We start from the raw sequence: 11,635 nt of genomic DNA, 5'->3' as shown, positions 1-11,635 counted from the left end.
ATGGACCTCATTGACATCCTATTGTCCGCCAGTTTCTGGGCCGCCGCCATCCGCATCGCCTCTCCCCTGATCTTTGCCACCATCGGAGAGCTGATCTGCGAGCGTGCAGGCGTTCTGAACCTCGGCATCGAAGGCATCATGGTCGCGGGCGCCTTTGCAGGCTGGATCGCCGTCTGGGGCGGACTGCCCTTGTGGGGCGGGGTTGCCGTGGCGCTGCTGACGGGCATGATGCTGGGGCTGGTGCATTCCATTTTCAGCGTTCCCTTTGGCCTCTCGCAGCATGTGGTGGGGGTTGGCCTCACGCTGCTGGCGACCTCGCTGACCTTCTATACCTACCGCGTGGTGCTGCCCGAAGTGTCATCGCCGCCCAAGATCACGGCCTTCCAGCCTTATGAGATCCCGCTTTTGTCTGATCTGCCACTGGTCGGCCCGGCGCTGTTTTCGCAGACACCGCTCACCTATGCGGCATTCGTGCTGGCCGGTCTGACGGCATTGGTGCTTTATCGCACGCCCCTTGGCCTTGCGGTGCGCGCCGCCGGAGAAAACCCGCAGGCCGTCGCCGCCCAGGGTCTGTCGGTCACCGCCATCCGCATGGGCGCGGTTGTGGTCGGCTCGGGCTTCATGGCCATCGGAGGCGCTTTCCTGACGCTTTCGGCCTTTGACAGCTTCTTTTTCGACATGGTCAACGGGCGCGGCTGGATCTGCATTGCGCTGGTGGTCTTTGGGGCCTGGAAGCCGGGCAAAGCGGTGCTGGGTGCAATCCTGTTCGCGGCCTTTGACGCGCTGCAGATCCGCCTGCAGCAAACCGGCATCGGCGCGGTTGTTCCTTACCAGGTTTTCCTGATGATGCCCTATATCCTGTCCATTCTGGCGCTGGTGGTGATGTCCCGCCGCGCCGAGATCCCGGCGGCGCTGATGGTGCCCTTCAACAAGGGGGAAAGATGATGTTCGACCTGATCGTCAAGGGCGGCACCCTGCCCGATGGAACGGTGGCCGATATCGGCATCGCGGGCGGCAAAATCACCGCGATTGATGCCAATCTGGAGGCGGAAGCGGCCGAGGTGATCGACGCCAGCGGAGACCTCGTCGCCCCGCCCTTTGTGGACCCGCATTTCCACATGGATGCGACTTTGTCTTACGGCAGACCCCGGCTCAACGCCTCGGGCACGCTGCTGGAAGGGATCTCGCTTTGGGGAGAGCTGCGCGACATCGCCACGGTGGATGAGATGGTCGAACGCGCGCTGACCTATTGCGACTGGGCCGCCTCCATGGGGACGCTGGCGATCCGATCCCATGTGGACACCACACCCGACCATTTGAACACCGTAACCGCCATGCTGGAGGTCAAGGAGAAGGTCAAAGGCTACATCGATCTGCAACTGGTCGCCTTCCCGCAGGATGGGCTTTATCGCACGCCAACGGGGCGCGAGAATGTGCTGCGCGCCCTCGATATGGGCGTTGATGTGGTCGGCGGCATCCCCCATTTCGAGCGCACCATGCAGGACGGCGCCGCTTCCATGCGCGACCTCTGCGAGATCGCCGCCGAGCGGGGTCTGATGGTCGATATCCACTGCGACGAGACCGACGATCCCCTATCCCGCCATATCGAGGCGCTGGCCTATGAAACCCAGCGACTGGGATTGCAGGGGCGCGTTGCGGGCAGTCACCTGACCTCGATGCATTCGATGGACAACTACTACGTCAGCAAACTGCTGCCGCTAATCGCCGAGGCCGGGATTTCCGCAATCCCCAACCCTTTGATCAACATCATGCTGCAAGGGCGGCACGACACCTTTCCCAAACGCCGCGGCCTGACCCGCGTGAAGGAGATGCAGGCCCTTGGCATCCCCGTCGGCTGGGGGCAGGACTGCGTGCTCGACCCCTGGTATTCCCTTGGCACCGGAGACATGCTGGACGTCGCCTTCATGGGTCTGCACGTGGCGCAGATGAGTCACCCCGATGAGATGGCCCGCTGCTTCACCATGGTGACCGAGGTCAACGCCCAGATCATGGGATTAAAGGACTATGGCCTGAAAGTGGGCGGCGACGCCTCGCTGGTGATTCTAGACGCCAGTACCCCAACCGAAGCCGTCCGCCTGCGCCCCCCCCGTCTGGCGGTTGTGTCCAAGGGCAAGATCATCGCCCGCAGCGCCCGAGGGGATGCGAGTCTTTCGTTGCGGGGACGGCCCGAGACTGTGCGGCGGCGGCATGGGGTTGGGTAGTAAGGTGTAGTTTTCGCAGTTGGCGCCAGATATTTCGTTGCGTCAAAGCTACGGATCGAAACAGAATGCCTTTACGAGCGGGACAATGGTACTTTGCATGTGGTGCCCCGCCAGCCCTTGTAGACTCTTCTATCAATGATATCTCCCCGATACCCAATCACCCCAAATACCAGGACCTCAACCAGCCACTGCGCTATCAACCAGGTTTCGTGAAGCTGGATTCCGGTAGGAGAATGCTTCGCGTCTTGATGGACCAACTTATTTCTGAATCTCGAAATAATTTCAAACACATCTATGCCATTGCTTCCAATTGAAAAGGCAGCTAGCTCCGGGCTTTGAGACAGCAATTCAGTGCAAACTCCAAAATGCTGCGCAGCAGCACGGCTTTTATCTGAAAACGCTATGCTACGGTTATTCATCATCGACTTCGACCAGCCCGCTCGATGTTCGAGAACAAAATTCACAATCGACTCCAGGGCCGAATGCGCAGCAATAATAGACATTTCGACAGATACACTTCTCGAAGCATTCGATGCACGATAAAAACTGACAGTCTGACGAAGCGCGCGACCGGTCAAATCATCTGAAAATGCCCCAGAAAAGAGAGTGAATATTTCAGGAAGGTTTTTCTGTATTTCTATGTCAAACCAGTTTGTTTCCCGCTTCTCAACGTCACTGTGTGAAAATCCGAGCAATCTAAACGCAACGGCATCTTCCTCATCATAGGCGAACAGATTGCCAAGCCCACAATGACAACCCTTCATAAATGTAAGGAAATTCAGGATTGGCGAAAGTGGCCTAAGTGGGTCTTCCGCACTAAGGTGAAGACTTGACCGAAGCAGACACGCGGCCCCCTCTGCCGTTTCAAGGGGTTCTATCTCAAATTTATTTTTGTTCTCATCATGAAGAACAATAGGCGCTGAAATAAACTTGGGAGGGGACAAAAGAACAGCCTCAAATCTTGTTGAGTTTGGCTTGTCAAAAAGGACTAGAGGCTCCCTAGCAAGTCGGGCTTCAACAATTGGGCTAGCCTGCTCAGAGTAGATGCTACGCTTGGTTATTATCAACGGCCATGGCTCACTCTCTACCTTATAATTAATCTGAACTTCAGAGCTCAAGACCGACAGTGTCGACGGAAAAAGGTCCCCCAAGTGAAGAAGCGGCCGTCCTTTTTCATCGTATGACACCAAAATTTCAGTGGATCCTGTAACGACGCCGCCTACCTTGACCTGCTCGACAGAAAGTGAAAATTTCGAACCCTGTTCAATGTCCGAAAATTGACCGGGAAGTAGCATGAGAGTACCTTCTAAACCGTAGGTTGCCTTGGGGAATGGCCTGATAAAATTGAAAGCCTACGCTATGAAACTACGATGAGAAAACCAGATTTACAAATTGACTTCGCGCACGAAGAAATCGGAGTAAATTGGCTGATCGGCTCAGGACACTGAGCCAACCTTGTGCAACGCTGTCCGTGCCCGCTCAAACCCCCAAATACTGATCCGTCAGATCCGGGGTCAACTCCTCCATTTTCCCAGTCCAGACGCTTTGACCTCGGTTCAGGATCACCGCGTGATCGGCGATCTGGGCGAGCTCCTTCAGCGTCTTGTCCACCACCAGGATCGACAGGCCCGCCTCGCGTTTCAGCTGCGCAATGGCCGCCCAGATTTCCTGCCGCACCACGGGGGCGAGGCCCTCGGTTGCCTCGTCTAGGATCAACAGGCGCGGGTTGGTCATCAGGGCGCGGCCAATGGCGAGCATCTGCTGCTCTCCGCCCGAGAGCGAACTGGCGGTCTGGTCGCGCCGCTCTTTCAGGCGCGGAAACAGGCCCGCCACCCGGTCGAAATCCCAATGCCCCGGGCGGGCGGCGGCGGTCAGGTTTTCCTCTACCGTCAGCGGGCCGAAACAACGCCGCCCCTCGGGCACAAGGCCGATGCCCAGCCGCGCAATCTTGTGCGACGGAAGCTGCCGCAGGTCGTGGCCATCGAACCGCAGATCACCAGCAAAAGGCTGGACCATGCCGCAGATCGACTTGATGGTAGTGGTCTTGCCCATACCGTTGCGGCCCATCAGGGCGACGACCTCACCCTCGGCGAGATCCAGCGAAACGCCAAACAGCGCCTGCGAGGGGCCGTAGGAGGCTTCGATATTCTTCAGGGACAACAGGCTCATGCGGCGTCCTCCTCTCCGAGGTATGCGCGGCGCACCTCTGGGTTGGCGCGGATCTCATCCGCCGTGCCGGTGGCGATCACCGCACCGTAGACCAGCACGCTGATCCTGTCGGCGAGGGCGAAAACCGCGTCCATGTCATGTTCGACCAAGAGGATCGGCGCCTCATGGCGCAGCTCATCCAGAAAACCCGTCAGGGCCTTGGACCCGCTCGCCCCCAGACCCGCCATGGGTTCATCCATCAGGAAAAGTTTCGGCTGAAGTGTCAGCGCCACGGCGACCTCCAGCTGGCGACGCTGCCCGTGGGACAGATCGGCGGTGCGCCGCTGCGCTTCCTCCTGTAGGCCGACGCGTTCCAGTGCGCGCTGCGCAGGTTCCAGCAGGGCCTTGTCCTTCATCACGTTGCGGAAGAAGGAAAACGCCCGCCCCCGCGCGCCCAGCGCGCCAAGGACCACGTTCTGCAGCACCGTGAACTCCATGGCGAGGGACGAGATCTGGAAGGTCCGCCCCAGCCCCAGCCGCGCCCGCGCCACGGTATCAAGATCGGTGACATCGCGGCCCAGAACCTCGATCCGGCCACTATCGGGGCGCAGGCTGCCCGAGATCTGCTTGATCAGGGTGGATTTGCCCGCACCATTGGGGCCGATCAGGGCGTGGATTTCACCGGGCCGCAGATCAAGGCTCACATTGTCGCTGGCCTTCAGCGCGCCAAAGCTTTTGCTGATGCCCTCAACCTTCAGAACCGGGGTCATGTCAGTCATGGGCCACCTCCCGTCCGGCGACGGCTCCGATCAATCCGCCGCGTGCGAACAGCACCATCAGGAGGAGCAAGAGGCCGAGGAAGATCTGCCAGTATTCGCTGAAACCCCCAAGGATATGCTCCAAAAGGATAAAGACCGCCGCGCCCACGAGCGGGCCGAACAGACGCCCCACCCCGCCGATGATCACGAAGACCATGATCTCACCGCTGGTGTGCCAGCTGAGCATGGTGGGGCTGACAAAGCGATTAAGGTCGGCATAAAGCGCCCCGGCAAGCCCGGTGATCGCGCCCGAGATGACAAAGGCCACGAGCCGCAAATGAAAGGGCGTGAGGCCCACGGTCATCACGCGTTCCTCGGTCTGCCGGGCCGCCGCCAAGGCAAGGCCAAAAGGTGAGCGTGCAAGGCGCGCAGAAAAGACCAGCACCACGCATAAGATCACATATGCAATCAGGAAGAACTGGATCGGATCGAGCGTGTTAAGGCCCGGGAATTCGTTGCGCACCCAGATCGACTGACCATCCTCGCCGCCATAGGCAGACCAGCTGATCGCGAAGTAGTACAGCATCTGCCCGAAGGCCAGCGTGATCATGATGAAATAGACGCCCGAGGTGCGTAGGGAAAGCGCCCCGATCACCAGCGCCGCCAATGCGCTGGCGACGATGGCAACCAGCCAGATGATGGGCATCTGGTTGGTACCCTCGATCAGGAAAGGCACCTCCATGATCGGGTCATAGTTCTGCGCATGCGCAGCAAGGATCCCCATTGCATAGCCGCCGATCCCGAAAAAGGCCGCGTGCCCAAGGCTCACCAGGCCGCCGATGCCCAGCGCGATATTGAGGCCGACACCGGCCAGCGCCAGGATCGCAACCTTGGTGGCCAGCGTAATGATAAAGATCTCATCCATCGCCAGCGCCAGAAGCGGCACCGCCAAGAGGGTCGCGGCCAGCGCGATGTTCAATGTTGTTTCGCGGGTCGGCATCAGTTGCTCCCCCCATATAGGCCCGACGGGCGCACGAGCAGAACCAGCGCCATCAGGATGTAGATCAGCATAGAGGCGAGCGAAGCGCCCACGGAGGTTGCACTGGCAGGCTCAAGGAACAGCCCAAAGAATTGCGGCAGAAACACCTTGCCCAGCGTGTCGGTCAGCCCCACCAGAACAGCACCGACAAGGGCCCCCTTGATCGACCCGATACCGCCAATCACGATCACCACGAAGGCCAGGATCAGCACAGGCTCTCCCATGCCGACCTGCACCGACTGGATCGCGCCGACCAGGGCGCCCGCAAGGCCGGCCAGCGCCGCGCCAAGGGCAAAGACCAGCGTATAGAGCTTGGAAATGTCTACTCCCAGCGCCGCGATCATCTCGCGATCGGCTTCGCCTGCGCGGATCTGGATACCGATCCGGGTGCGGGCAATCAGCCAGAACAGCGCCGCCGCCACCACAAGACCGATGGCAATGATCGTAAGCCGGTACATGGGATACTCGATTCCCCCGGGCAGTGTCACCGGGCCAGAGAGGTAATCCGGCACATCAAGGAACAGCGGGAAGGAACCAAAGATCCAGCGCGTCCCTTCAGAGAAAATCAGGATCAGCGCGAATGTGGCCAGCACCTGATCAAGGTGATCGCGATCATAAAGCCGCCGGATCACGGCAACCTCGACAATCGCGCCAGCCGCTGCGGCGGCCGCAAGGCTCGCCACCAGCGCCAACAGAAAGGATCCGGTCAGCCCCGCCACGGCGGCGGCGGCAAAGGCCCCCACCATGTAAAGCGCGCCATGGGCGAGGTTGATCAGCCCCATCACGCCGAAGACCAGCGTCAGGCCCGCAGCCATGAGGAATAGCATGACCCCGAACTGCAACCCGTTCAGGACCTGCTCAAGAATGAGGAGTATGGACATGGGAATGTTCCGCCACTGCAGGGGCGCCTTTCGTCAGCGCCCCCGCGAGATTGGAGGTCTCTTACATCTTGCACTCGGCAGCGTAGGCGTCGCCGCGCATCTCAAGGCCGGTGGCGATGATCTTGTTGGTGAAGACCTCGCCTTCCTTGATCACTTCGCGCACATAGATGTTCTGGATCGGGTGATGGTTGGGGCCGAATTTGAACTCTCCCCGCACCGAGGCGAATTCCGCCGCTTCCAGAGCCGCGCGGAAAGCGTCCTTGTCGGATACATCGGCCTTCTCAAGCGCACTCAGGATCAGGTTGGCGGTGTCATAGCCCTGGCTGGCGTAAAGCGAGGGCAGACGGCCGTATTTCTCCTGAAAGCCTGCCACGAATTCGGCGTTGGCCGCGTTGTCCAGATCCTTGTTCCACTGGGAGGTGTTTTTTACACCCAGCGCCGCTTCACCCACGGCTTGCAGGATGCCCTGATCAAAGCTGAAGGCTGGCCCAACGACCGGCAGATCGACGCCGCTGTCGGCATATTGCTTGAGGAAGGAGATCCCCATGCCGCCGGGCAGGAAGAAGAACACCGAATCCGCACCGGAGGCCCGGATCTGGGCGATCTCGGCAGCATAGTCGGTCTGACCCAGTTTGGTGTAGATTTCACCGGCCAGATCGCCTTCGTACATGCGTTTGTACCCGGTCAGAGCGTCCTTGCCCGCCGGGTAGTTGGGCGCGAGGATGAAGGTGTTCTTAAAGCCTTCGGCGCTGGCATAGGCACCGGCGGCCTCATGCAGGTTGTCGTTCTGCCAAGCGACGTTGAAGTAGTTCTCGTGGCAGCGCTTGCCCGCCAGGGCCGAGGGGCCGGCATTGGGCGAGAGGTAAAACACGCCCTGCGCGGTGGCAGCAGGCACAACGGCCATGGCAAGGTTCGACCAGATGATGCCGGTCATGATGTCCACCTTCTCGGACTGGATCATCTGATCGGCGATCTGAACCGCGCTTTCGGGTTTGCGCTGATCGTCCTCGATCACCACTTCGATATCGTCGCGGCCCGCTTTTTCGATGGCCAGCATGAACCCGTCGCGCACATCCACACCGAGACCGGCGCCGCCGCCGGAAAGGGTGGTGATCATGCCGATCTTGGTGTCCGCCTGCGCCGCCATGGCGAGCGCGGATACGGCGGTTGCCAGCGCCAGTGTCTTGATTGCTTTCATTTCCCAAAGTCTCCCTATTGCAGTTATTGGGCCGGATCCGCGTTGCCCGCGGTTATCTCCATGGCACCACTATTCCGCCTTAGGGCGCAGGGCGCCAGCCCTTCGTGACCTTTTCCCTCTAGCGGGGTACCTTCCGCCCGTTTTACCGGGCGTGGCATCTCTCAAGGCGCATTTCCATCGCACCACCCGCAAACGCCTGCTCTTTTTGACTGGCAGGTTCGCAGTTGCGAGGACCGATAGAGAAACTCTAGGCAGCTTCACGTAGTTATTTCAAGATTAAAATATTAAACCCTAAAATATAATTCAGACCTCTTCGCACCAGCGCCATTCAAACGGGCAATGTCTGAAACAGATGGCCGGGACCGTTGCAAACCTCTGATATCTTGGCAAGCTTTGCCATATGCCAGGCCAAAACCTGATTGCTGCTCAGGACCGGTTTGCCAAGGACCGCCTCCAGATCCTCGATGATGTCCAGCGTGCGCAGGTTCGTGCAAGACAAGAAAACCGCGTCTGCATCATCCGCAACGGACAAGGCGGCCGCGCGAATCGAGGCGGGATCAATCCGTGCCACCCGCGCCTCCACCTCTTCACCGAAAGAGGCGGTCGCGCGTACCTCATACCCCTGCGCCGCAAAGGCGTCTCGAACCGGAGCGCTGACGCTATCCACGTAGGGCGACACGATCGCCAGCGACTGGATACCCAAACTCTCCAGCGCCGCCAGAGCCGCGCTCAGAGGATCAGTAACATGGGCCGAGGCGGCGCCCTGACGCACCAGATCCGCCACTCGGTCCGCCCCGATCAACGTGGTGCCCGAGGTGCAGCCATAGCCGATCACATCGAACGCAGCCGCCGGGGGCAACAGAGCCGCGGCGGCTGGCAGTGTGCCCTCCATCGTGGCGATGGTATCGGGCGTCAGAGCGTCCCCGCTGGGAATGCGTGTCACGTGATGGGCCACATCGCCTCCGGGCAGCAGGCGGCGCATGTCCTGTTCCAGCGTTTCATCCACCTGCAGTACGATCAGCCCCAGTGTGGCACGGCTGCCGATCGGACCTGTCAGATCATATGGAAAATGCTGCATTGGATCACTCCAGAACCGGCAAGTCCGCAGGAGCGCGGGTTGACAGGAGTTCCGGGCCGCCCTCGCGCAATACGATGTTTTCTTCGTGGACAAGGATGCGTCCCGGTGCGATCTGCGCCCCCGGCTCCAGCGTCAGGACCATGCCCGACCGCAAGACCGTCTGATCCTTTGGCGTGAAAGAGGGCCATTCAGTCAGGGTCACCCCTAGCCCATGCCCCAGCCGCCCGCCACCGGGCGTGGCGCCATGTGCGCGCATCCCTTCGCACAGGATCCGGTGCACATCGGCTGCCGTCATGCCGGGGCGCAGGGTCTCCAGTGCCAGATCCGTCGCCGCAAAAAGAGCCGCATGTGCACGCATCGTGTCTGGCGCGACATCGCCAATGGCATAGTTTCGATCAAAATCGCAGAAATACCCATCCCGCACTGCGCCGGTGTCCAGCATCAGCACATCGCCCCGTGCCAGCGGCTGCGCTGTCGCAGGGGAAATCACATCTCCATATCCACCCTGCCCGGCGCCGCCCGCCGTATAGCTGACCCAATCGGCACCTTCCTCCAGCAGAACGCGCTGGAAGTCGCGAAAGACCGCATCAAGCGGCCGCCCGAGACTTGCGAACTCTGGCACGCGGGCAAAGGTGCGATCCGCCACTGCGCAGGCGGCGCGAATCTTGTCCACCTCGGCCTCTGACTTCACCTCCCGCACGCGCTGCACCACATCGGTGGCATCCACCATCCGGCGCGGCGCAAGACGTGCCGTCAGCGCGAAATAGTCCCCCAGTGCCATACGCAGCTGTGTTTCCATCCCCATCGGCGTGCCGATCACGCCCTGCTCGGGCACAAGGTCGCCAAGTGTCGTGGCCAGAAGGCTGACCCCATCGTCCTCGGGATCGGGCGCATCCCAAGTCCGGATCTCTGCAACCCAGGTCTGTCCCATCAACTCGGCGCCGATGGAGGGGATCACCGCCACCGGATCGCCTTTCGCCGGGACCACCACGAACCAGGGGCGCGCGGGGCTTTCCCAGAACCGGGTCAGAAAGCCGGTGACATAAAAGATATCCGCCGCCGTGGTCAGCAGCAGCGCGTCCATCCCCGCAGCCCTCAGCCCCGCCTGAAGCGCACCGCAGCGGCGCAGGAACTCTGATCGCTGAAAGCCACGCGCTGGCTCAGCCATCTTCGCGCCCTTCACTGAGGATCGCGAGCACAGAAGCATCCGCGCCGCAATTCGGGATCCGGTGCGTCAGAAGAGCCGCCAACCCTGCCCCGCCCGAAGGCGTTGTGGCATATCCCATACGGGTCAAGGTCTGCGCGGCTTCGGCGCCCTCCTCCTCCGAAATGGTCACAAAGAGATCCGCATCACAGGCCAGCCCGTTGAGCGCCACCAGCGACGGCGTTTTGCAATCAAGGCGCCCCATGCAGGACACCGCACCAAGGGTATCGACCAGCTGTCCGGCCCGAATGCTCTCGATCAGGGCCGGCGCGACGTCAGGCTCGACCACCACGATCTGCGGGTCATCACCCCAGACGTGGCGTGCGTAGGCCGCGACTGCCGCAGCCATACCGCCAACCCCGGCCTGCAACACGATGTGAGTCGGCGCCTGATCCATCTGGGTCGCGGTTTCGGCTGCCAATTGCAGATACCCCTCCATCACCGCGCGCGCGGGCTCGGTATATCCCGGCCAGGAGCTGTCGGACAAAAGCGACCAGCCATTTTCCTCCGCCGCAGCCCCAGCGGCCGCCATGCTGGCCTCGTAATCGCTGCCTGCGCGCACCACCTCAGCGCCCTTTTCCCGCAGGCGCGCGGCAAAGGCGTCGGGCACGGTCTCGGCAAGGAATATCACCGCATGCGCCCCAAACAGTCGCGCCCCTGCAGCGACCGACAGCCCGTGGTTGCCAGCGCTGGCGGTAACAAAGGTGCGCCCCTGAAGCGCGGTGTCCCAAACCGGCTCCTCGGGCGTTTCTTCCTGCAGGGCCTGCGCTGCTTCACGGGCGATGGCATAGGCCGCTCCCAACGCCTTGAAACTGCCCAGCCCCATCCGGGCGCGCTCGTCCTTGATCCAGAGCTGGCCGACCCCGATCTCCTGCGCCAGATCGTCTGCATCGATCAGGGGCGTCACCGCATGCCGGGGACATAAGGTCAACAACTTGGCCACGGCAGCGGCGTTGATGCTGGGAAGGATCGGCGCCGCAACGCCCCCAACCGGCAACGCTTTGCCACGCCACATGTTTTCGAGAGTGTTGCTCAATACCACGCCCATGCGATCTCCCACGTCTTGTCTTGCCTTGCAGCCCTGCGCAAGGATAGCTCAGCTTGACG

11 protein-coding genes are annotated in these 11,635 nt (G+C 61.1%); 2 read left to right on the top strand and 9 right to left on the bottom strand.

What is annotated here, in order from left to right; genetic code table 11:
* Both INS80_RS11000 and INS80_RS10995 read left to right on the top strand, forming a co-directional pair.
* Positions 1-945, top strand: a complete 945-nt coding sequence (locus INS80_RS11000; RefSeq protein WP_192965680.1) for an ABC transporter permease — start codon at positions 1-3, stop codon at positions 943-945.
* Positions 945-2,222 (top strand): amidohydrolase family protein, encoded by a 1,278-nt coding sequence (locus INS80_RS10995; protein ID WP_192965679.1) that lies wholly within the window; start codon positions 945-947, stop codon positions 2,220-2,222. Before INS80_RS11000 ends, INS80_RS10995 begins: the two co-directional genes overlap by 1 nt.
* 71 nt (positions 2,223-2,293) lie before the next feature.
* Here the strand turns inward: INS80_RS10995 and INS80_RS10990 are convergent, their stop codons facing one another.
* From INS80_RS10990 to INS80_RS10950, 9 genes are all read right to left on the bottom strand, one after another.
* On the bottom strand, positions 2,294-3,517 hold the full coding sequence (locus INS80_RS10990; protein ID WP_192965678.1) for a hypothetical protein: 1,224 nt from the start codon (positions 3,515-3,517) through the stop codon (positions 2,294-2,296).
* A 184-nt stretch (positions 3,518-3,701) separates the two neighbouring features.
* The gene (locus INS80_RS10985) at positions 3,702-4,391 is read right to left on the bottom strand and encodes an ABC transporter ATP-binding protein (RefSeq protein ID WP_192965677.1); all 690 of its coding nucleotides are present in this window, start codon (positions 4,389-4,391) and stop codon (positions 3,702-3,704) included.
* Positions 4,388-5,149, bottom strand: a complete 762-nt coding sequence (locus tag INS80_RS10980) for an ABC transporter ATP-binding protein (RefSeq protein ID WP_192965676.1) — start codon at positions 5,147-5,149, stop codon at positions 4,388-4,390. The genes INS80_RS10985 and INS80_RS10980 overlap by 4 nt, the downstream gene beginning before the upstream one ends.
* Positions 5,142-6,128 (bottom strand): branched-chain amino acid ABC transporter permease, encoded by a 987-nt coding sequence (locus INS80_RS10975; protein WP_192965675.1) that lies wholly within the window; start codon positions 6,126-6,128, stop codon positions 5,142-5,144. Before INS80_RS10975 ends, INS80_RS10980 begins: the two co-directional genes overlap by 8 nt.
* Positions 6,128-7,048: a branched-chain amino acid ABC transporter permease gene (locus INS80_RS10970; RefSeq protein ID WP_192965674.1), complete on the bottom strand. Its 921-nt coding sequence runs from the start codon at positions 7,046-7,048 to the stop codon at positions 6,128-6,130. The genes INS80_RS10975 and INS80_RS10970 overlap by 1 nt, the downstream gene beginning before the upstream one ends.
* 61 nt (positions 7,049-7,109) lie before the next feature.
* On the bottom strand, positions 7,110-8,246 hold the full coding sequence (locus tag INS80_RS10965; RefSeq protein ID WP_192965673.1) for an ABC transporter substrate-binding protein: 1,137 nt from the start codon (positions 8,244-8,246) through the stop codon (positions 7,110-7,112).
* Between the two features lie 328 nt (positions 8,247-8,574).
* Positions 8,575-9,324 (bottom strand): maleate cis-trans isomerase family protein, encoded by a 750-nt coding sequence (locus tag INS80_RS10960; protein ID WP_192965672.1) that lies wholly within the window; start codon positions 9,322-9,324, stop codon positions 8,575-8,577.
* A gap of 4 nt (positions 9,325-9,328) precedes the next feature.
* Entirely contained in the window at positions 9,329-10,492 is a 1,164-nt protein-coding gene (locus INS80_RS10955) for a M24 family metallopeptidase (RefSeq protein ID WP_192965671.1), read from the bottom strand.
* On the bottom strand, positions 10,485-11,576 hold the full coding sequence (locus INS80_RS10950; protein ID WP_439650940.1) for a pyridoxal-phosphate dependent enzyme: 1,092 nt from the start codon (positions 11,574-11,576) through the stop codon (positions 10,485-10,487). Before INS80_RS10950 ends, INS80_RS10955 begins: the two co-directional genes overlap by 8 nt.
* Positions 11,577-11,635 lie beyond the last annotated feature (59 nt).

The sequence above is a fragment of the Phycobacter azelaicus genome (assembly GCF_014884385.1).
Lineage (GTDB): Bacteria > Pseudomonadota > Alphaproteobacteria > Rhodobacterales > Rhodobacteraceae > Phycobacter > Phycobacter azelaicus.
Note: the sequence above shows the minus strand (reverse complement) of the source record. Positions and strands in the feature narration are given on the sequence as shown.

Coding starts and splice junctions, on each gene's coding strand:
- INS80_RS11000 (WP_192965680.1), top strand. CDS start 1: ATGGACCTCATTGACATCCTATTGTCCGCCAGTTTCTGGGCCGCCGCC.
- INS80_RS10995 (WP_192965679.1), top strand. CDS start 945: ATGTTCGACCTGATCGTCAAGGGCGGCACCCTGCCCGATGGAACGGTG.
- INS80_RS10990 (WP_192965678.1), bottom strand. CDS start 3,517: ATGCTACTTCCCGGTCAATTTTCGGACATTGAACAGGGTTCGAAATTT.
- INS80_RS10985 (WP_192965677.1), bottom strand. CDS start 4,391: ATGAGCCTGTTGTCCCTGAAGAATATCGAAGCCTCCTACGGCCCCTCG.
- INS80_RS10980 (WP_192965676.1), bottom strand. CDS start 5,149: ATGACTGACATGACCCCGGTTCTGAAGGTTGAGGGCATCAGCAAAAGC.
- INS80_RS10975 (WP_192965675.1), bottom strand. CDS start 6,128: ATGCCGACCCGCGAAACAACATTGAACATCGCGCTGGCCGCGACCCTC.
- INS80_RS10970 (WP_192965674.1), bottom strand. CDS start 7,048: ATGTCCATACTCCTCATTCTTGAGCAGGTCCTGAACGGGTTGCAGTTC.
- INS80_RS10965 (WP_192965673.1), bottom strand. CDS start 8,246: ATGAAAGCAATCAAGACACTGGCGCTGGCAACCGCCGTATCCGCGCTC.
- INS80_RS10960 (WP_192965672.1), bottom strand. CDS start 9,324: ATGCAGCATTTTCCATATGATCTGACAGGTCCGATCGGCAGCCGTGCC.
- INS80_RS10955 (WP_192965671.1), bottom strand. CDS start 10,492: ATGGCTGAGCCAGCGCGTGGCTTTCAGCGATCAGAGTTCCTGCGCCGC.
- INS80_RS10950 (WP_439650940.1), bottom strand. CDS start 11,576: ATGGGCGTGGTATTGAGCAACACTCTCGAAAACATGTGGCGTGGCAAA.